The sequence below is a fragment of the Marinovum sp. genome (assembly GCF_048263515.1).
GTDB lineage: Bacteria > Pseudomonadota > Alphaproteobacteria > Rhodobacterales > Rhodobacteraceae > Marinovum.
In genome coordinates, this window is record NZ_JBLXEC010000004.1 from 185,088 (window position 1) to 204,141 (window position 19,054).

Here is a 19,054-nt window from a genome sequence, read left to right on the forward strand (position 1 = left end):
GACCATGTTGTTCCGCGCCATTGCAGAGGACCGGCCCGGCCCGAAATGGGCCGGTCTCTTTGCCGCGTACTGGCCCGCCTATCACCGCTGGTGGGCGCGCGAGGGGCTGACGGCGCGGCCGACCTATCTGGAATGCCGCAAGGCGCTGCGCCGCCACATGCCCGAGATCGCCGATCTCTGGGAAGAGCTCTGCGATCTGGCCGGCGGCGGCGACGCGGCGGCGCGGTTTCTCAGCTTCTACGGCCCGCCTGCGTACCTTTCGGCCTGTTCTCAGGCGATCTGGCAGGGGGACGCGCCCCTGCTGGTGCGGAACTACGATTACGCGCCGCTGGCCTTTGACGCCGTGGTGCTGAAAACCCGCTGGCAGGGCAGGGGCGTGATCGGCATGTCCGACGGGCTGTTTGGCCTGGTCGACGGGATCAACGATGCCGGTCTCGCGGTCTCGCTCACCTTTGGCGGGCGGCGCAATACCGGGCGCGGCTTTGGCGTGCCGTTGATCCTGCGCTACGTGCTGCAGACCTGCATCAGCACCAAAGAGGCCGGCGAAGCGCTGGCGCGCATTCCCTGCCACATGAGCTACAACGTCACCGTGCTGGATGCCGACCGTCAGTACCTGACCGCCTATCTCGCGCCGGATCGCAAACCGGTGCTGAGCCACGCCGCGGTGGCCACCAACCACCAGGAGCGGGTCGAATGGTCCTCGCATGCCCGCTTTACCGCAACGGTCGAGCGCGAGCGGTTCCTGCTGCAACAGCTCACCCTGCATCCGACCACCGATGACCGCTTTGTTGCCGCCTTCCTGCGCCCGCCGCTTTATTCCACCGCCTTCAATGCCGGCTTCGGCACGCTCTACACCGCGGCCTATCGGCCGCGCGAGGGGCGGCTCGAGCTGCATTGGCCGCACCGCAGCTGGGTCAAGAGCTTTGACCATTTTCCCGAGGACGCCGTGCAGGTGGTGATCCCGGGAAGCGGGGCGGCGCAGGTTTAACTGGAATACTAGAATGCAATCGTGCTAGGGCAGGGCCAAGTTTCCCGAGATGCGAGCCCCTGACATGACGCCGACCCCTTCCTCCATCGCCGCACAGTTCCCCGATGACACGGCCAGCGCCGACACCTGGGTCGGGTGGTTCTGGTCGGACTTCCTGCCGGCCTGGGCGCAACACGCGCAGCAGTCAGAGGGCCTCGGGTTCTTCGACGTGCTCGACGCCGAGGCCCGACCGGTGGCGCCAGAGCGGCGCACTCTGCTGGCCCAGGCGCGGCTGCTGTTCACTTTCTCGCATCTGGCGCTGCTGTCTGACGCGCCGCAGTGGCGCGAGGCCGCCCAGCAGGCGCACCGCGCGCTGCCGGCCTTTCGCAAGCCCTCGGGGCTCTATTGCCGCGCAGTGCTGCGCGATGGCAGTGCGACCGGCGAGGCAGACGATCTTCTGGCCACCAGCTACGACCAGAGCTTCGTGATCCTCGCCCTGTCCACCTGGGGCCGGCTGCACCCCGAAGCGTCGGTCGGCGAAGAGCTGGAGTCCTGCTGGCAGGCACTGGAAACCCGGCTGACCGATCCCGTGACCGGCCTGCTGCTGGAGCATGACGGGTTGAGCGATCCCGCCGCTCCCGGCGCGCCGCCGCGCGCGCAGAATCCGCATATGCACAATTACGAAGCCGCGCTGCAGGCCTACGAGATGACCGGCGCGGCCAAATGGCTGGACCGCGCGCAGAAGATGCGCGCCAAGGGGCTGGAGTATTTCTTCGATACCCAGAGCGGCACGATCACCGAATTCCTCGCCCCCGACCTTTCGGTTTTGCCGGGACGGGACGGCATGCGGCGTGAGATTGGCCATCAATGCGAATGGGCCTGGCTGCTGCTGCGCGAGGTCGAACTGGGCGGCGATCCGGCGATGGCGGATGTGGCGGCACGGCTTCTGGCCTTTGCCGATACCCATGGGTTTGCCGAGGCTGGCGTGATGCAGGGCGCGGTGTTCGACGCGGTCTCGGCGGATGCCGGCTGGCGCGAGGACCGCTTCCTGCTCTGGCCGCAGACCGAGGCGATCAAGGCCTGTGCCCTGCGCGCCTCCGACCCGGTGCAGGCCGACCGGGCACGCGCGCTGGCCTTGGTGACCTTCCGCCGCTTTTTCGCCGGCCGCGCGGCCTTTGTAAACCAGCTCGACGCCGAGGGGGAGGTGCTCTGGCCCGAGGCGCTCAGCCGGTTGCACTACCACCTCGTGCTGGGCTTCACCGAGGGCGCCCGCGCCGGGCTGTGGCAGGGGCCGGTGTGAGGAGCGTCAAACACCGGACGCCTGGTGCCACGCCGTCCCGGACTTGATCCGGGACCTCCCGCCCAACGCCCGTGATGAGGCCCCGGATCAAGTCCGGGGCGTGGGGGTCCGAGTGGGCACTTTTTGCTTCTGGCGGCCCGGTGGGAAAGCGCTTGGGACTACCGCTCAACGCCAAAGGTGAGGCCCCGGATCTAGTCCGGGGCGCGTGTCGCTTGACCGGCATCTGCACCGCCCGAAGACCCCAACGCAACCCTCCGCGAGACTCCGCGACGCGCCCGAAACCCCCACTTCTCCCAAGCCACTTTCCTCTGCCGCACAAGCAGGTTATCGGGCAATATCACCGGCCTCTGGTCAAACCCCCGGCGCCGCCCTACCTGTAGTGGGTCCGCAGGGCGCCAGGCCAGAGACACCGGTGGACATGGCGGACGAGCAGTGGAGTCCAAGGGTGCTAGGCAGGTTCAAGAACGATTACGATCCGATGGATTTCCTCGCCGGTGACGGCGAGATGGCGCAGCGCATGCGCGACTTCGACTGGGCCGGCCATCCGCTGGGCCCGCCGGCGAAATGGCCGCAATCGCTGCGTGCCGCGCTGTCGATCTGCCTGAACTCGGCCTTTCCGACCGCGATCTACTGGGGCCCCGACCTGCGGCTCCTCTACAACGACGCCTGGGCGCCGATCCCGGGGCCGCGCCATCCCGACGCCCTGGGCAAACCGGGGCGCGAGGTCTGGTCTGACATCTGGCACATCATCGACCCGCAGTTCCGCCAAGTGCTCGAGGACGGCAAGGGGCTGTTTGCCCAGGAACAGATGCTGCCGATGAGGCGCCACGGCATCGAGGAAGAGACCTGGTGGAACTACAGCTTCACGCCGCTGCGCGACGAAGACGGGCGGATCGTCGGCATCTTCAACTCCGGCAACGAGATCACCGAGAACGTGCTGCAACGCCGCAACGCCGAGTTTCTTGTGGCCGCCAACAACGCCTTCCGCACTTCGAAAACGCCGCAGGAGGCGCTGCGCCTGTCGCTGTCAATGCTGGGCAGCCTGCTGGGGGCCTGCCGCGTCGCGCTGCGCGAACGCACCACCCGGGGCGGCGAAGTGGGCTTCGAGCTGGTGCATGAATGGTGTGCCGAGGGCACGCCGCCCTCGGAAAAGGTCGCTCTGGCGTCGCGGGTCGGCTCCCGCGTGCAGGAACGCTTCATGTCCGGCAAGGTCACCAGCGCCGCGCTGAGCGATCCGGAACTCGAACCGGAAAGCCGCAACTACCTGATGTCCGAAGGCGTGGTGCAGGGCCTGGGCGTGCCCTGGGTCGAGAATGGCGAGGTGACCTCGGTCATCGCGGCGCAATGGCACAAGGAACGGGCGATCTCGGCGCTCGACATCTCGGCAATCGAGCGGGTGCTGGAAACCACCATGGGCTGGATCGACCGCGAACGCGCCCGCGACCGCGAGCGGGTGATGGCCAGCGAGATCGACCACCGCGCCCGCAACCTGCTGGCGGTGGTGCAATCGGTGACGCGGATGACCACCGGTGACGATGTGGCGCAGGTCAAGGCCGACCTCGAGGGCCGGTTCTCGGCGCTGTCGCGGGTGCATGGGCTGCTGGGGCAGAAGCGCTGGAGCAATGTCACCTTTCAGGAGCTGGCCGAGGAGGAGCTGGCGCCCTTCGGCCCGGACGTCTTTGACCGGATCGACATGACCGGCCCGCGGGTGGCGCTGACCCCGACCGAGGCGCAGATCATCGCGATGATCCTGCACGAGCTGACCACCAATGCGCTGAAACACGGCTTCCTCAGCACGCCTGACGGCCGGCTGTCGCTGAGCTGGACGATGCCGGGCGGCGACCGGCTGGACGTGCGCTGGCACGAGACCGGAGTGCAGGCCGTGGGCCTGACCGAGGACAAGGGCTATGGCTCGCAACTGCTGTCAGAGGTGGTGCAGGGCCAGCTGGGCGGCGAGATGCAGCGCCGGGTCACGGCGGACGGCATCGAATGCGACCTGACCTTTCCGCGCCATGCCGATGCCGCGGCGCTGGCCGCGCCGGAGATTGCGCAACAGCCCGACGCGAAGCGGGCGCATGCCAAATCGGTGATGATCCTCGAGGATGACGTGATCATCGCCATGGATCTGGCCGCGACGCTGGAAGAGGCGGGGTTCACCCGCTTCGGCGAATTCCGCGACACCCGCAGCGCCTTGGCACGGATGGAGGTCGACCGGCCGGACCTCGCGATCCTCGACTGGACGCTGACCGGCGAAACCTCGGAGCCGGTGGCGGCCTGGCTCAGGGACAAGGGCATTCCCTTCGTCGTGGTCTCGGGGCAGGAGCTGTCGGATGCGCCGGAGGACCCGCGCCGCGGTGCGCCGCTGTTGATCAAGCCGATCTCCTACAGCGCGCTGGTGACGACGCTGCACCGGCTGTGACGGGGGCCTGCCGCGAGGCGTAGCTTTTGCCCGACAAGCCCGCTACCGTCGGCTGACAGGTCGACATATCGGAGCGCGCGATGGCAGGCAGGACAGAGGCCCCGCAAAGGGCTGCCTATGACGTGGTGATCGTCGGAGGCGCCATCATGGGCGCCTCGACCGCCTGGTTTCTGACCGACACCCCGGATTTCAACGGGCGCGTGCTGGTGGTCGAGCGTGACACCAGCTACTCGGCCTGTTCCACCGCCCATACCAACAGCTGCATGCGCCAGCAGTTCTCGACCGAGCTGAACGTTCGGATCAGCCAGTTCGCCGCCGATTTCGTCAAGAACATCCGGCGCTACATGGGCGGTGACGAGCGTATCCCGACACTGGGCATCCGCTCCTTCGGCTACATGTACCTGGCCGATACCGAGGCCTTTGCCGAGGTGCTGCGCCGCAATCAGCAGGTGCAGCTGGCCGCAGGTGCTGCGACGCAGCTTATGAGCGCCGAGGAGATCAAGGCGGCCTATCCGTTCTACAACGTCGATGACATCCTGCTGGGCTCGATCAACCTGGTGGACGAAGGCTATTGGGACGGTGCCGCGGTCTTTGACTGGTGGCGGCGGCAATCGCGCGAGCGGGGTGTCGAATATATCGAGAACGAGGTGGTGGCGGTCAATCGCAATGCGGCCGGCACAAAGGTCGAGAGCGTGACGCTGACATCAGGCGAAGTGATCGCCTGCGGCCAGCTGGTCAATGCCTCCGGTCCCCGCGCGGCGCTGACCGCGCGGATGGCAGGGATCGAGGTGCCGGTCGAGCCGCGCAAGCGCTATTCCTGGGTGTTCAAGGCCGAGCGCCCGCTCGACCGCGACCTGCCGCTGACCATCGATCCCTCTGGCGTACACGTGCGCGAAAACGGCGGTGGCACCTATCAATGTGGCGGCCATGGCGCAGAGGACCCGGCGGTCGACCCGGCCGATTTCACCATGGACCCGTCGCTCTGGCAGGATCACGTCTGGCCGGTGCTGGCGACGCGGATCCCGCAGTTCGAGGCGATCAAGGTGACGGCGGAATGGGCCGGGCATTACGCGATGAACACCTTCGACCACAACGCCATCACCGGGCCGCATCCGGAGCTGGGCAATTTCATCTTTCTCAACGGCTTTTCCGGCCATGGCCTGCAGCAGTCGCCGGCGATGGGGCGGGGGACGGCGGAATGGCTGACCTACGGCGGCTACCGCACGCTTGATTTGACACCGTTCCACTACGACCGCATTCTCGCCGGCACGCCGATCGTCGAGCGCGCGGTGATCTGAGCGCGGCGCTCAGGAGAGCGCCACCGTCTTGCCGGACAACCCCACGCTCAGTGTCAGGCTGCCTTCGTTGATCAGCCAGCGGCGCAGGGTGAAGCTGCGCGCGCCGGCCCGGTGCATCGGGTCGGCCTCGGCCAGGGCGCGGGCGGCCTCGAGGCTTTCGGCACGGTAGACGATCATCCCCATGCCCTCCATCTGCGTGCCGGTCTCATCCGACAGCGGTCCGGCAAGGGCCAGCTTGCCCTCGGCCTCGAGTCGGGCCTGATAAGCCAGGTGATCGGGCAGGGCGGCCTTGACGGCGGCCGGATCACCGGCAGGCACGGAGTGCGCGACATAGAGTTCGAGCGCCAGCGCGCCGCGCGCGCGGGCTTCGGTTTTGTAGCTGTCCCATGAAGGCATGACAAAAGTCCCTGATTTGCAAAAACATCGATTTTATTTGACGTAGATAAAATTTATCGGCAAAATCACGGTCAATCAAGATGGAGGAATCGATGCGGCTGCTGGTCGGAAGCGTTTCAGGAAAACAGAGTGTCTTCGCGGTCGAGGGCGACACGGCGGTCAATCTCACCGAGGCGCTGCCCGGGGTCGGGCGCGATCTCGCGGCGTTGATCGGGGATCCGGCACTGCTCGGACAGGCCCGTGAGGCCGCCAAGGGCGACAGGACGGTCGCGGTGGCCGACATCACGCCGGCCCTGCCACTGGCGGCGCCGCCGACGATCATCTGTCTCGGGCTGAACTACACCGACCACATCAAGGAAGGCGGCTACGACATCCCCGACTACCCGGCGCTCTTCATGCGCGGGCAGCAGTCGATCATGGCGGCGGGCCAGCCGATGGTGCGGCCGCGGTGTTCCGAACGGCTGGACTACGAAGCCGAGCTTATGCTCGTTATCGGCAAGGGCGGGCGGCATATCCCCGAGGCAGACGCGCTGGACCATGTCTTTGGCTACACCGTCTTCAACGACGGCTCGGTGCGCGACTACCAGCGCAAGACCCACCAGTGGACGCCGGGCAAGAATTTCGACGACACCGGCGCCATTGGTCCCTTCGTGGTGACGCCTGACGAGGTGCCGCCGGGCGCTTCGGGTTTGAAGATCGAGAGCCGGGTGGGCGACGAGATCCTGCAAAGCTCGAACACCGGCAACATGATCTGGTCGGTGGCGCAGACCATCGCGACGATCTCGGAATACACCACCCTGCAGCCCGGCGATCACATCGCCATGGGCACGCCCCCGGGTGTCGGCCACGCCAAGAAGCCGAACCCGCGCTGGCTGCGCCCCGGCGAGGTGGTCGAGGTCGAGATCGAGGGCATCGGCCTTTGTGCAAGCCCGATCATCGACGAGGCCGAGGCCGAACGGACCGCGGCCGAATGAGGACCGAGACGCTTGACACCCATCGCGCCAAAGCGCAGGACGCAGTCCGCGCCCTGCGTGGCCGGCTCGACCGCCTGGACGACGACGCCATCGACCTGATCCTGCGCGACGCGCGGTCGCATTACGACTGGACCGACCGCCCGGTCAGCGAGGCGATGCTGCGCGAGCTCTACGAGATCACCATCTCCGGGCCGACCAGCATGAACACCTGCCCGGCGCGTTTCGTCTTCGTGACCTCGGAGGCCGGCAAGGACCGGCTGGCCAAGTCGTTGAAGGCCAAGAACATCGACAAGATGCGCGCCGCCCCGGTGACCGCCATCGTCGCATGGGATCCGCTCTACTGGCAGCGTCTCGACTTCCTGTTCCCGCATGAGGACCGCAAGCCCCTCTTTGACGGCAAGGAGGACTACGCCCACATCACCGCCTTCCGCAATTCGACGCTGCAGGGCGCCTACCTGATGATCGCGGCGCGGGCGCTGGGGCTGGATGTCGGCGCCATGTCGGGCTTTTCCAACCAGATCGTCGACGCGGAGTTCTTTGCCGAGAACGGCTGGAAATCCAACTTCCTCGTCAACCTGGGCTATGCCGACGAAAGCGCGCTGTTCCAGAAGCTGCCGCGCTTTGCCTTTGACGACATCTGCGAAATCCTGTGAGGCCGCATGGCGATTAGACAAAAGACCAGCATGACGATCAAGCTGACCGGCCACGGCACCAGCCATGCCCGCAGCGAGACCGAGATCGACGGCAACACCGTGGTGATCGACGAGCCCGTCGCACGCGGCGGCACCAACGACGGCCCGTCGCCCACCGCCACCGCCTATGCGGCGCTGATCGGCTGCACCAATGTGATCGGCCACAAATGCGCGCACAAGCTGGGCCATGACATCGGCAACCTGGCCTTCGAGATGGAGGTCGACTTCGACCGCCGCGGGGTCCTCCTGATGGAGGAGGTCGAGGTGCCCTTTACCGCGGTCAGGCTGGATGTCGCCGCCGATGGGCCCTGCAGCGAAGACGCGCTGCAGGAGGTCGCGGCGGAGACCGCGAAATTCTGCGCCATCTCGAAGCTCTTCGAGGCGGCCGGCACCGATCTGAGCGTCACCTGGCGCAAGGCATAAGAACCACAAACATTCATTTCTGGGAGGAGAAGACATGTTCAAGACAATCGCAAGAGGCGCGGCGCTGACGCTGGCGCTGGGCACGGCGGCGATGCCGGCCCTTGCCACCGAAACCATCAAGGCGGTGGTGATCGACGGCTACCCGGCGCGCTCGATGTGGGTGCAGGAGTTCAGCAACTTCTTCATCCCCGAGGTCGACAAGCGTCTGGCCGAGGCCGGCACCTACAAGATGGACTGGCAGGAAAGCTACGGCGGCACCATCGTCAAGCCCAAGGGCGTGCTCGACGGCATCAAGCTGGGGCTGGGCGACATCGGTATCGTGACGACGATCTTCCACAACTCGAAACTGCCGAGCCAGGCGCTGGCGGCGGCGACGCCTTTCGTCTCGTCCGATGCCCGCGCTGTGGCCAAGGCCGTCGACGAGATCGCCAAGGAATTCCCGGCGATGCAGGCCGAGTTCGACGCCCAGAACCAGGTCTATCTGGCGACCGGCGTGGTGCTCGACACCTATCAGGTCTTCTCGCGCGAAAAGGTCGAGAAGGTGGCTGATCTGCAGGGTGACAAGGTCGCCGGTGCCGGCATGAACCTGCGTTACCTCGAAGGCATCGAAGGCGCGGCGGGTGTGCGCGGCGGCCTGACCGATTTCTACAACATGGTGCAGACCGGTCTGGTCGATCACGCCATGCTCTGGCCGGAAGCGGCGGCAACCTTCAAGATCTCGGAAGTGGCACCCTACATGCTGCAGGCCGATCTCGGCGCGGTGAACACCAAGACCGTGACCGTCAACAAGGACTACTGGGAAGGTCTGCCGGCCGAGGTCCAGGAGGTGCTGAAAGAGGTGGCGGTGCTCTACCGTGACCACGTTGCCGGCATCGCCATGGACCGCGCCCAGGAAAGCCGTGACGCCTATGTCGCCGCAGGGGGCACGATCACCGAGCTGACCGCCGACCAGCGCGCGGCCTGGGCCAATGCCATGCCAAACATCGCGGCGGAATGGGCCAGGGGTCTGGACGACGCCGGCCAGCCGGGCACCGACATGCTGAACGCCTACATGGCCAAGCTCCGCGACGCAGGCTTCGAGCCGGTGCGCGACTGGTCCGCCGACGCAGCGATGAACTGAGCGGCGCCCGGTGCTCGACATCGTCAGGAAAGTCGCCGACGGCATCGCGATAGCCGCTAATGCCCTCGGCACCTTCGTCGTGATCCTGCTGGTCGCGGTGGTGAACTACGACATCATCGCCCGCGGCGTGTTCAACCGGCCCTTCATGGGCGCTGTCGAGGTGGTGCAATTCACCATGGTGCTGATCGTCTTTCTGCAACTGCCCGACGTGATCCGCGTCGGGCGGCTGACCCGCTCTGACGGGGCGCTGGGCCTGCTGGCCACGCGGGCACCCGCCAAGGGCCGTCTGCTGAGCCGCGCCATCGACCTGATGAGCGCGATCTTCATGGGGCTGGTGGTCTATGCCATGTGGCCCGAGTTTCTCGAGATGTGGCACAGCCAGGACTACTTCGGCGTGCCCGGCGTGTTCACCGCGCCCTGGTGGCCGGTCAAGCTGGTCATCGTCTTCGGTGCGGCGCTGAGCCTGGTGCATTTCCTGCTGCACGTGGCGCGGCCGCTGATCGGTCCCGCAAACGAGATGGACAGCGGCGCATGAGCCCTGTGGAAATCGGACTTGTCTCGATCATCGCGATCATCGTGCTGATCTATCTCGGGGTCTATATCCCCATCGCGCTGGGCATGGTGAGCTTTCTCGCCATCTGGATCATGCGCGACAATATCGATCTCTCCTTCGCGCTGCTGAAGATCGCCATCGGCGACAGCGCGATGGAGTACACTTTTGCCACCATTCCGCTGTTTACCTTCATGGGGCTGATCGTCTCGAAGGCGGGGCTGGGGGCGGATATCTATTCGGTGATGAACCAGGGCTTCCGGCGGATCACCGGCGGCATCGGCATGGCGACGGTGGGGGCCAATGCGGTCTTTGCCGCAGTCACCGGCTCGTCGATTGCCAGCGCCTCGGTCTTTTCCAAGATGTCGGTGCCCGAGATGCTGAAGTTCGACTACAACCCGCGCTTTGCCGTGGGCGTGGTCGCCGGGTCCTCGGTGCTGGGGATGATCATCCCGCCCTCGGCGATGCTGATCATCTATTCCTTCGTGGCCGAGCAATCGGTGGGCGAGATGTTCCTGGCAGGTGTGGTGCCGGGCCTCCTGCTGGCCTTTGCCTACGTCGCGGCGATCTGGTTCATGGCGCGCTTCACGCCGGGGTTCGTCGGCGGCCGCAAGGTCGAGGTCGAAAACCTGATGCCCTGGTCCGAGATCGCGCTCAAGCTCGGGCCGATCGTCCTGCTGATCTTTGTCGTGCTGGGCGGCATCTACACCGGCTGGACCACCCCGGTCGAGGCCGGTGCGGCGGGCTCGGCCCTGGGCATCCTGATCGCGGCGCTGCGGGGCCGGATCAACTGGCGCAGCTTCTGGGAGACGGTGATCGAGACCGGCCATATCACCGCCGCGATCCTGTTCCTGATCACCGCCGCCTCGATGTACGCCCGGATGCTGGGCCTGGCGGGGCTACCCAATGCGCTGCAGGATATCCTGGCCGGCAACGAGCTGTCCTTTGTCTGGGTCATGGTGCTGCTGGTGGTGCTGATGCTGTTTCTCGGCACCATCCTCGACACCGCCTCGATCATCCTGATCGTGGTGCCGCTCTTCCTGCCGCTGATCGAGGCGATGGGCCTGAGCCTTGTCTGGTTCGGCATCGTCGCCGTGGTCGCCGCCGAGATCGGCCTGCTGACCCCGCCGCTCGGGCTGAGCTGCTTTGTCATCAAGGCGACGCTCGACGACGACCGCATCAAGCTCAAGGACGTCTTTCTGGGCGCGCTGCCCTTTGCCCTTGTCATGCTGGTGGTGCTGGTCCTGCTGATCATGTTCCCCGCCCTCAGCCTGGCCATTCTGAATTAGAGGTTCGTTTCATGCGCACTGTCACCAAGGACAATATCACCGAGGCCGTCATCAGCTACATGGGCGACGAAACCGACCCGCGCCTGCGCGAGGTGATGACCAGCCTTGTCCGCCACCTGCATGCCTTCGCCAGGGAGGTGAAGCTGACCCATGCCGAATGGCAGGTGGGGATCAACTTCCTCGAACGGGCGGGCGAGATTTCCGACGCCGAGCGGCATGAATTCGTGCTGCTGTCTGACGTGCTGGGCCTGTCGTCGCTGGTCGACATGCTGCATTCCACGCCAGAGGGCACCTCGTCCTCGGTGCTGGGGCCGTTCCACATCTCGGGCTCGCCGCCCTTGCCGGTGGGCGGCGACCTGCGCGGCGCGGTCGAAGCACAAGTGCTGCTGGTCGAGGGCTGCGTCAAGGACCCCGAGGGCAACCCGATCCCCGGTGCCACGCTGGACATCTGGCAGACCGCGCCCAACGGGCTTTATTCCAGCCAGGACCCCGATCAGGACACTTATGACTTCCACGGGCTTCAGACGGTGGGGGCGAATGGGCGTTATGCCTTCACCTCGGTCAAGCCGGTGGAATACACCGTGCCGTCGGATGGCCCGGTGGGTGACATCCTGCGCGCCTGCGGCCGCCATCCCTGGCGCCCCTCGCACCTGCATTTCATTGCCGAGGCGCCGGGCTTCAAGCCGCTGGTGACCGAGGTCTTTCCCGAGGACGATCCCTATCTCGATCAAGACACGGTCTTTGGCGTCCGCGAGGACCTGGTGATGCGCTATCAGCAGATGCCGGCAGGGAGCTTTCCGGAGAGCGGGTTCGACCTCTCGGGAAAGGTGACTGAGGAGTATCTGAAGGTGGAGTTCGACCTGACGCTTGTGCGGGCATAGGGGCGGGCGGGGCGGTGGGTTGAAAACCCACCCTACGCCCGGCTCGCACCGTAGGGTGGGTTTTCAACCCACCGTGCCCCGGCCATCCCTCGCCAGAAACCTCACCCCAGCGTCCCGTCCCCCAACAATCCCGACAGAAACGCCCCGGTCAGCTTGTAGTGATTGAGCAAGCGCTCGCTCGCCGTATCCCCATCCTGCGCAATCGCCGCCGCCAGGATCCCCGCGTGTTCGTCCCGCACGTCGCGTTTCTGATAAGCCAGCGCGCTGCCGGCGAGGTAGCGGTAGCGGATGTTCAGGTCATAAAGCTGCGAGCAGAACTTCAGCAGGATCGGCGAGCGCGCATTGGCCAGCAGCGCCATGTGAAACTGCTTGTGCAGGTCCTCGAAGCTCTCGGCCTTTTCCGCCTGCGCCCGCTGCATCCGGTGATGCGCCAGCACCGCGGCCTCTTCCCACTCCAGCGAGTAATTGGCGATGCTCTCACGCAGGGCCAGGTCCTCGAGCACGCAACGCAATTGCAGGATCTCGCCGAAGTTCTCGGCGCTGACCGCGGCAGCGCGAAAGCCGCGCTGGTCGATGCGCTCGACGAGGTTGTCCGAGGTCAGAAGGCTCAGCGCCTCGCGGATCGGCGAGGCGCCGGTGTCGAGCACCCGGCGCAGCCCGTCGATCTTGAGCTTTTCGCCGGGCCGCAGCGCGCCGGTGACGATCATCGACCGCAGCCGATGATAGGCCTGCTGGGTCGCCGAGCCTTCGGGCGCATCCGCCGCACGGTCCAAAGTGTTCATCTGGGCCTCCTCAGGGAAGTCTGTCGTCAATCGCGCGCCGCGCTACCGGGCCAGCAGGTGGGTACCGTGCGCGGGCCGGGGCTGGCCAGATCAAAGTAAACGATTTTCGGGCTGAATGGGGAATAACCTCGACAAAAAGTTGCTTCGCCCGCCACACAGTTGCACCACAGAGCGCGGGTCTCCATGGTTCCACCAAGAGAGACAGGGAGAGCGATATGGGAGACTGGGACGACAGGGGCCGCTTTGCCGAGGCACTGGCCCGGGAGGCAGGCACGCTGGCGCGCGGCTATTTCGCCGACCGCAGCGCCATCAAGGTCGAGCAGAAGGGCGCGCAGGACTGGGTCAGCGACGCCGACCGCAATGTCGAGACGCTGGTGCGCCGGCGCATCGCCGAAGCCTGGCCCGAGGATGGCATCTACGGCGAGGAACATGCGCCGACGCCCGGCACCAGCGGTTTCGACTGGGTGATCGATCCGATCGACGGCACGACGAATTTCGTCAACGGCATCCCGACCTGGACGGTGGTGATCGCCGGCGTCGCCCATGGCCGCACGCAGACCGGGGTGATCCATGACCCGATGACCGACGAGAGCTTTGTGGCCCTGCGCGGCCGGGGCGCGCAGCTCAACGGTGCGCCGATGCGGGTGGCCGAGGGGCTGGCGCTGACCCAGGGCACCGTGGGCGTCGGCTACTCCAACCGCGTCGCGCCGCGGAATGTGGTGCCGGTGGTGGCGGCGCTGATCGACGAGGGCGCGATGTTCCACCGTAATGCCAGCGGCGCGCTGTCGATTGCCTATGTCGCGGCGGGGCGGCTCTTGGGCTATGTCGAAGAGCACATGAACGCCTGGGATTGCCTGGCCGGTCAGCTGCTGGTCGAAGAGGCCGGCGGCCGCGCCGAAGTGCAGGACGCCGATGCGATGATCGGCAAGGGCGGCCGGGTGATCGTCGGCGCGCCGCAGGTCTTCGACCGGCTGGTGGCTATCTGCGACGACGCCTGGGGGTGATCAGAGCGGGCGCCAGCCGTGCCGGGGCCTCAGCGTGGCGAGATCGGCGCGCCAGTGATGGCCTTGGCTTGGCTGGTCGTACCGGCGGTCGATCGGCAGGCCCATGAGGTGGCAATAGAGCAGCGTGCCGACGGCGCCATGGGTGACGATTGCCAGATCGCCGCCGTCATGCACCGCAGTCAACTCTCGCACCGCCTGAACGATGCGCGCCTGAGCGGCCAGAGCGGTTTCCCAGCCGCGATGGCTCTCTGCGGGGGTGGCGAAAAAGGCGTCGGCGGCCGCTTCAAAGACCTCCGGCGGCAGAAACCCGGTGGCGCTGCGGTCGTTCTCGCCCAGACGTGCATCGAAACTCAGGGGCAAGGCGCGCGGCTCTGCGAGAAACTCCGCAGTCTCGCGCGCCTTGGTCTCCGTGCTGGCACAGAGACGGGTGACCGCCTCCATTTCGCCCGAGAGCGCGAAGCGCTGTGCCCGCGCCCGGCCCAGATCGCTCAGGCCCCATTCGGGCACCGGCACGGCAGGGTCGACGGTCACTTCGGGATGCGTGACCACGATCAGGTCAGCCATCAGCCTTCCTTCGGCAGCAGCACCGGGCCTTTGTCGGCAAAGCCCATGCGCACCTCGGTGCCTGGCGCAAGCGGCGCGTCGACATCCTCGTGCACCGCAAAGACCTGACCGAAGTTGCCGGTCAGCGTGTATTCCATCCGCACACCCACATAGGTCGCCTTGGCCACCGTGGCGGGGATGCCCGCACGCCCGCCGATCCGCAGCCGCGAGGGCCTGACGGCAAGCGTCGCGGGGCCGAGGCCGAGCCCGCGGGCGGGCAGGGCGTGGCGATAGCCTTCGATCTCTATGGTGGCGATCCCATCCTCGAGTGCGACGATCTCGCAGGCCAGCAGGTTGGCCTCGCCGATGAAGTCGGCGACGAAGCGGTCTTCGGGCGCATCATAAAGCTGCCGCGGCGTGCCGATCTGGGCGATGGCGGCATTGCGCATGACGACGATCTCGTCGGAGACCGCCAGCGCCTCTTCCTGATCGTGGGTCACGTAGACCACGGTCAGTCCGAGGTCCTGCTGGATGGCGCGAATGTCCTCGCGCACCTGGCGGCGCAGCTTGGCGTCGAGGTTGGACAAAGGCTCGTCGAACAGCAGCACCTGCGGCTCGAGCACCAGCGCGCGGGCCACGGCAACACGCTGCTGCTGGCCGCCGGACAGCTCCGACGGAAGCCGCGCGTCAAATCCCTTGAGCCCGACCAGATCGAGCCCGGTGAGCGCCCGGTCGCGGGCCTCTAACTTGGCAAAGCCCGAGAAGGTGAGTCCGTACATGACATTCTCGAGCACGGTCATGTGCGGAAAGAGCGCATAGGACTGGAACACCATCGACACGTCGCGGTCGGTCGCGGGCAGGCGGGTCACGTCGCGCCCGCCGATCAGGATGCGGCCGGCACTGGCCATCTCCAGCCCGGCTATCATCCGCAGCGTCGTGGTCTTGCCGCAGCCCGAAGGGCCGAGCAGCGTCACCAGCTTGCCGGCGGCCACGTCGAGGGTGATGGTGTCGACCGCCACCACATCCTTGCCGAAGACTTTCGAGACCTGCTCGAAGCGGACCGGCGCCGCCTTGGATGCGATGGTGGCGGTCATGGATGAGCCTCCGTTCCGTGTTGCGTGCGCCGGCCGATGCGGACCCGGCCGACGAGAAGTTGCAAGAGCCCGACCGCCGTCAGCATCACGAAGATCAGCGTTGTCGAATAGGCGATGGCAAGGCCGTAGTCGTTGTTCTCGACCCGGCCGATGATGTAACTGGTGGCCATGTCGTATTCCGCCGACACCAGGAAGATCACCGCCGAAATCGCGGTCATTGCGCGCACGAAGCTGTAGACCAGAGCAGCGAGGATCGCGGGCCGCAAGAGCGGCAGGATCACCCTGCGGAAGGTCTGCCAGGAATTGGCGCCCAGCGTCAGCGAGGATTCATCCAGCGACTTGTCGAGCTGCGACATCGAGGCGATGCCCGCCCGCACCCCCACCGGCATGTTGCGGAAGATGAAGCTGATCACCAGGATGATGCCGGTGCCGGTGATCTCGATCGGCGGCACGTTGAAGGCCAGGATATAGCTCACCCCGATCACCGTGCCGGGAATGGCGAATGACAGCATGGTGCCGAACTCGAAGGCATTCTTGCCGGCAAAGCTCTGCCGCGTCAGCAGATAGGCGGTAACCAGCCCCACCGCGGCGGTCAGCGGCGCGGCCAGGGCGGCAATCGTCAGCGTGGTCCAGAAACTGTCCCAGGCGGCGCCGGTCCAACGGATGCCGGCCTCTTCGAAGCGCAGCGAAAACGCGGTAACGTAATGCTTGAAGGTCAGGGTGTTGTTGACGCCCCAGAGTTCGACCACGCTGCCGTAAAGGATCATCGCGTAGACCACGATGGTAAAGGCGGCCCAGGACAGCGCGATGGTCAGCACCGGGATCGACAGGCCCACCGGCATCAGCGGATGCACCCCGGCGTCGCCCTTGCCGGTGACGGTGGTATAGCTCTTTTTGCCCAGCCAGACGCGCTGGGCGTAGAAGGCCGAAAGGGTGAAGAACAACAGCACCATGGCCAGCACGGCCGCGCGGCCCTGGTCATATTGCGCGCCGACGATGGCAAAGAAGATCTCGGTCGAGAGCACGTCGAAATTGCCGCCCAGCACCAGCGGGTTGCCGAAATCGGCCATCGACTCAATGAAGCCCAGCAGGAAGGCATTGGCGAGGCCGGGGCGCATCAACGGCAGCGACACGGTGCGGAACACCTGCCAGCGGTTGGCGCGCAGGGTCTGGGCGGCTTCCTCCATCGAGGGGCTCACGCCTTCGACCACGCCGATCAGCACGAGAAAGGCGATCGGCGTGAAAGCCAGCACCTGGGCGATCAGCACGCCAGGCAGGCCATAGAGCCAGCGGGTCGGCGGGATACCGAAGAGATCGGCCACGAATTGCGTCACCGCGCCGGACAGGCCGAACAGCAGGATCAGCGCCAGGCCGATGACAAAGGGCGGGGTGATGATCGGCAGCACGGTGAGCGCCCGCAACCCGCGTTTGAAGCGAAAGCCCGAGCGGGTGGCGACCAGAGCGAAACAGAGGCCCAGCGCCGTGGTGATGAAGCCCACGGCGATGGCCAGAAAGAGCGAATTCCACGCCGCCCCGCAGCGCGCGCCCCAGAGGCAGCCAAGACCCCAGAGCCGGTCGTCGAAGAACTTGGCAAAGAACACCGAGAGCGAATAGGCGCCGTCCTCGGTGACGAAGGCGGCAAAGAGCATCTTGGCGATCGGAAAGAAGACAAAGGCGGTGACGATGGCAATCACCCCGCCGATGGCGCTGACGACAAAGACATCGCCGTTGATCGCGCCGCGCGCTGCGATGCCCTGGGTCAGCAGAAACAGGAATGCGGTGGCGCAGATCATCGCGCCATAGCCCATGCCGAACTGCCGGTCCTCAAGCTCTCCGAAGAAAGCGACCAGCCAGTCGTAGGTGAAACCGCGGATGCCGATGCCGAAGCCCTGGGCGATCAGCCAGCCAAAGCCCAGAGCGCCAGACAGGATCAGGATGCGGGCATAGCCGGGATCGGATTTCGCCCGCCTGAGCGCCAGCAGGGGCAGGGCGAGGGGGATCACCAGCGGCGCCAGCCAGATCTTTTCGCCCTGCGCGATCAGAAAGGCGCCGGGGGCATAATCGGTGTCGAAGGGATAGCCGTCGAACAGCCACTCGAAGGACCAGAGCCCGTCCTCGACCATGTACCAGGGCAGCAGGCAGAACCCGATCCAGCCGGCAGCGATCCAGAAGGCCAACACGCGGGTGGCGCCCCGGGCGTGACCCGGGGCCTCCTGTTTGGCGCGAGGTCCCGGGTCAAGCCCGGGACGGGCGGCAGGCTGTACCTGTGACACGGGTTACTGCGGCAGGGTCGAGACGTCTTCGTCCCACTTCTGCAGCAGCCGCTTGCGTTCATCGGACGAGCCGTACTTCTTGAAGTCGTAGTCGATCAGCTTGATCGTCGACATGTCCGGCGCCTTGTCCGAGGTCTGCGCGCCGGTGTTCGACGGCACCTGGAAGGCGTTGACCTCGAGCGCGAGGTTCTGCGCCTCGGCCGAGAGCGCCCAGTCGTAGAACTTCTGCGCTTCTTCCATGTTGCGCGCGCCCTTGATGATCGACATCGAGCCGATCTCGTAGCCGGTGCCTTCGCAAGGGGCCACGACCTTGACCGGGAAACCGGCGACCGCCTGGGCCACGGCGTCATGCATGAAGACGATGCCGATGGTGTTCTCGCCACGGCCCGCGGCCTTGATCGGGGCCGAGCCGGACTTGGTGTACTGGTTGATGTTCTTGTGCAGGCCCTTCATGAACTCGAAGCCTTCGTCCTCGCCGAAGATCTGCACCATCGAGGCCAACGTGGTATAGGCCGTGCCCGAGGAGTTGGGGTTCGCCATCTGCACATGGCCCTTGTATTCCGGCTTCAGCAGGTCCTTCCAGCAGGCGGGTTCGGGCAGATCGTTGGCGGCCAGAAGCTCGGTGTTGTAGCCATAGCCCAGCGCACCGGAATAGATGCCGATGGTGCGGTTGCCGGCGCTTTCGGCCTGGCTGATCGCCCAGTCGTGCAGCTCTTCGCGCATCGGCGACATGTATTCCTCGGTCAGCCCTTCCTCGGCGGCCTGCAGATGCGGGTCACCGGTGCCGCCCCACCAGACGTCGCCCTTGGGGTTCGAGGATTCCGCCCGGATCTGGGCAAAGGTCTCGCCGGATGATTTCCGCGTCATGTTGACGTCGATGCCGGTGGCGTCCTCGAAGCTGCGTGCCATCAGCTGGCACCAGTCTTCCTGCGCCGAGCAATAGAGCGTCAGCTTCTCGGCCGAGGCCATGGTGACCGAGGCGCCGAGCGCCATGAGCGAGCTCGCCAGGGTAAGTGTCAATCGTGTCATTGTCGTCCTCCCATTGGTGT

At 66.0% G+C, this 19,054-nt stretch carries 18 protein-coding genes; 12 read left to right on the forward strand and 6 right to left on the reverse strand.

What is annotated here, in order from left to right; translation table 11 throughout:
* The first annotated feature begins 4 nt into the window (after positions 1-4).
* The 4 genes from ACN0SE_RS06220 (at position 5) to ACN0SE_RS06235 (ending at position 5,984) form a co-directional block, all read left to right on the forward strand.
* A complete protein-coding gene (locus ACN0SE_RS06220; RefSeq protein ID WP_417523686.1) occupies positions 5-988 on the forward strand; it encodes a C45 family autoproteolytic acyltransferase/hydolase in 984 nt (327 codons plus the stop codon).
* Positions 989-1,052: 64 nt separating this feature from the next.
* Positions 1,053-2,267 carry an AGE family epimerase/isomerase gene (locus tag ACN0SE_RS06225; RefSeq protein ID WP_417523633.1) on the forward strand — a complete coding sequence of 405 codons (1,215 nt, stop codon included), beginning with the start codon at positions 1,053-1,055 and terminating at the stop codon, positions 2,265-2,267.
* A gap of 418 nt (positions 2,268-2,685) precedes the next feature.
* A complete protein-coding gene (locus tag ACN0SE_RS06230) occupies positions 2,686-4,686 on the forward strand; it encodes an HWE histidine kinase domain-containing protein (protein WP_417523634.1) in 2,001 nt (666 codons plus the stop codon).
* 80 nt (positions 4,687-4,766) lie between these two features.
* A complete protein-coding gene (locus ACN0SE_RS06235; protein WP_417523635.1) occupies positions 4,767-5,984 on the forward strand; it encodes an NAD(P)/FAD-dependent oxidoreductase in 1,218 nt (405 codons plus the stop codon).
* Between the two features lie 9 nt (positions 5,985-5,993).
* Here the strand turns inward: ACN0SE_RS06235 and ACN0SE_RS06240 are convergent, their stop codons facing one another.
* The gene (locus ACN0SE_RS06240; RefSeq protein ID WP_417523636.1) at positions 5,994-6,380 is read right to left on the reverse strand and encodes a YciI family protein; all 387 of its coding nucleotides are present in this window, start codon (positions 6,378-6,380) and stop codon (positions 5,994-5,996) included.
* A 92-nt stretch (positions 6,381-6,472) separates the two neighbouring features.
* Between ACN0SE_RS06240 and ACN0SE_RS06245 the strand changes: the two genes are divergently transcribed.
* Genes ACN0SE_RS06245 through ACN0SE_RS06275 form a run of 7 tightly spaced genes read left to right on the forward strand, consistent with a single transcriptional unit; the run spans position 6,473 to position 12,309 of the window.
* Complete coding sequence (locus ACN0SE_RS06245) at positions 6,473-7,354, forward strand: fumarylacetoacetate hydrolase family protein (RefSeq protein WP_417523637.1); 882 nt, start codon at positions 6,473-6,475, stop codon at positions 7,352-7,354.
* Entirely contained in the window at positions 7,351-8,007 is a 657-nt protein-coding gene (locus ACN0SE_RS06250; protein ID WP_417523638.1) for a malonic semialdehyde reductase, read from the forward strand. The genes ACN0SE_RS06245 and ACN0SE_RS06250 overlap by 4 nt, the downstream gene beginning before the upstream one ends.
* A gap of 30 nt (positions 8,008-8,037) precedes the next feature.
* The gene (locus tag ACN0SE_RS06255) at positions 8,038-8,469 is read left to right on the forward strand and encodes an OsmC family protein (RefSeq protein ID WP_417523639.1); all 432 of its coding nucleotides are present in this window, start codon (positions 8,038-8,040) and stop codon (positions 8,467-8,469) included.
* A 34-nt stretch (positions 8,470-8,503) separates the two neighbouring features.
* Positions 8,504-9,589 (forward strand): C4-dicarboxylate TRAP transporter substrate-binding protein, encoded by a 1,086-nt coding sequence (locus ACN0SE_RS06260; protein ID WP_417523640.1) that lies wholly within the window; start codon positions 8,504-8,506, stop codon positions 9,587-9,589.
* Between the two features lie 10 nt (positions 9,590-9,599).
* Positions 9,600-10,124: a TRAP transporter small permease subunit gene (locus ACN0SE_RS06265; protein WP_417523641.1), complete on the forward strand. Its 525-nt coding sequence runs from the start codon at positions 9,600-9,602 to the stop codon at positions 10,122-10,124.
* Positions 10,121-11,428, forward strand: a complete 1,308-nt coding sequence (locus ACN0SE_RS06270; protein ID WP_417523642.1) for a TRAP transporter large permease — start codon at positions 10,121-10,123, stop codon at positions 11,426-11,428. Before ACN0SE_RS06265 ends, ACN0SE_RS06270 begins: the two co-directional genes overlap by 4 nt.
* A gap of 11 nt (positions 11,429-11,439) precedes the next feature.
* Positions 11,440-12,309, forward strand: a complete 870-nt coding sequence (locus ACN0SE_RS06275) for a dioxygenase (protein ID WP_417523643.1) — start codon at positions 11,440-11,442, stop codon at positions 12,307-12,309.
* A gap of 101 nt (positions 12,310-12,410) precedes the next feature.
* Here the strand turns inward: ACN0SE_RS06275 and ACN0SE_RS06280 are convergent, their stop codons facing one another.
* A complete protein-coding gene (locus ACN0SE_RS06280) occupies positions 12,411-13,091 on the reverse strand; it encodes a GntR family transcriptional regulator (RefSeq protein ID WP_417523644.1) in 681 nt (226 codons plus the stop codon).
* Between the two features lie 215 nt (positions 13,092-13,306).
* On the opposite strand from ACN0SE_RS06280, the gene ACN0SE_RS06285 reads away from it, so the two are divergent.
* Entirely contained in the window at positions 13,307-14,095 is a 789-nt protein-coding gene (locus ACN0SE_RS06285; RefSeq protein WP_417523645.1) for an inositol monophosphatase family protein, read from the forward strand.
* On the opposite strand, the gene ACN0SE_RS06290 is transcribed toward ACN0SE_RS06285, so the two are convergent.
* From ACN0SE_RS06290 to ACN0SE_RS06305, 4 genes are all read right to left on the reverse strand, one after another.
* Positions 14,096-14,659 (reverse strand): histidine phosphatase family protein, encoded by a 564-nt coding sequence (locus ACN0SE_RS06290; protein ID WP_417523646.1) that lies wholly within the window; start codon positions 14,657-14,659, stop codon positions 14,096-14,098.
* Positions 14,659-15,732 (reverse strand): ABC transporter ATP-binding protein, encoded by a 1,074-nt coding sequence (locus ACN0SE_RS06295; protein ID WP_417523647.1) that lies wholly within the window; start codon positions 15,730-15,732, stop codon positions 14,659-14,661. The genes ACN0SE_RS06290 and ACN0SE_RS06295 overlap by 1 nt, the downstream gene beginning before the upstream one ends.
* Positions 15,729-17,855: an ABC transporter permease gene (locus tag ACN0SE_RS06300; protein ID WP_417523687.1), complete on the reverse strand. Its 2,127-nt coding sequence runs from the start codon at positions 17,853-17,855 to the stop codon at positions 15,729-15,731. The genes ACN0SE_RS06295 and ACN0SE_RS06300 overlap by 4 nt, the downstream gene beginning before the upstream one ends.
* A 153-nt stretch (positions 17,856-18,008) precedes the next feature.
* Positions 18,009-19,034, reverse strand: a complete 1,026-nt coding sequence (locus ACN0SE_RS06305; protein WP_417523648.1) for an ABC transporter substrate-binding protein — start codon at positions 19,032-19,034, stop codon at positions 18,009-18,011.
* Positions 19,035-19,054 lie beyond the last annotated feature (20 nt).

Bases quoted from the DNA above. Each gene is read 5' to 3' on its own strand.
- ACN0SE_RS06220 (WP_417523686.1), top strand. From the start codon at position 5: ATGTTGTTCCGCGCCATTGCAGAGGACCGGCCCGGCCCGAAATGGGCC.
- ACN0SE_RS06225 (WP_417523633.1), top strand. From the start codon at position 1,053: ATGACGCCGACCCCTTCCTCCATCGCCGCACAGTTCCCCGATGACACG.
- ACN0SE_RS06230 (WP_417523634.1), top strand. From the start codon at position 2,686: ATGGCGGACGAGCAGTGGAGTCCAAGGGTGCTAGGCAGGTTCAAGAAC.
- ACN0SE_RS06235 (WP_417523635.1), top strand. From the start codon at position 4,767: ATGGCAGGCAGGACAGAGGCCCCGCAAAGGGCTGCCTATGACGTGGTG.
- ACN0SE_RS06240 (WP_417523636.1), bottom strand. From the start codon at position 6,380: ATGCCTTCATGGGACAGCTACAAAACCGAAGCCCGCGCGCGCGGCGCG.
- ACN0SE_RS06245 (WP_417523637.1), top strand. From the start codon at position 6,473: ATGCGGCTGCTGGTCGGAAGCGTTTCAGGAAAACAGAGTGTCTTCGCG.
- ACN0SE_RS06250 (WP_417523638.1), top strand. From the start codon at position 7,351: ATGAGGACCGAGACGCTTGACACCCATCGCGCCAAAGCGCAGGACGCA.
- ACN0SE_RS06255 (WP_417523639.1), top strand. From the start codon at position 8,038: ATGACGATCAAGCTGACCGGCCACGGCACCAGCCATGCCCGCAGCGAG.
- ACN0SE_RS06260 (WP_417523640.1), top strand. From the start codon at position 8,504: ATGTTCAAGACAATCGCAAGAGGCGCGGCGCTGACGCTGGCGCTGGGC.
- ACN0SE_RS06270 (WP_417523642.1), top strand. From the start codon at position 10,121: ATGAGCCCTGTGGAAATCGGACTTGTCTCGATCATCGCGATCATCGTG.
- ACN0SE_RS06275 (WP_417523643.1), top strand. From the start codon at position 11,440: ATGCGCACTGTCACCAAGGACAATATCACCGAGGCCGTCATCAGCTAC.
- ACN0SE_RS06280 (WP_417523644.1), bottom strand. From the start codon at position 13,091: ATGAACACTTTGGACCGTGCGGCGGATGCGCCCGAAGGCTCGGCGACC.
- ACN0SE_RS06285 (WP_417523645.1), top strand. From the start codon at position 13,307: ATGGGAGACTGGGACGACAGGGGCCGCTTTGCCGAGGCACTGGCCCGG.
- ACN0SE_RS06290 (WP_417523646.1), bottom strand. From the start codon at position 14,659: ATGGCTGACCTGATCGTGGTCACGCATCCCGAAGTGACCGTCGACCCT.
- ACN0SE_RS06295 (WP_417523647.1), bottom strand. From the start codon at position 15,732: ATGACCGCCACCATCGCATCCAAGGCGGCGCCGGTCCGCTTCGAGCAG.
- ACN0SE_RS06300 (WP_417523687.1), bottom strand. From the start codon at position 17,855: ATGGTCGAGGACGGGCTCTGGTCCTTCGAGTGGCTGTTCGACGGCTAT.
- ACN0SE_RS06305 (WP_417523648.1), bottom strand. From the start codon at position 19,034: ATGACACGATTGACACTTACCCTGGCGAGCTCGCTCATGGCGCTCGGC.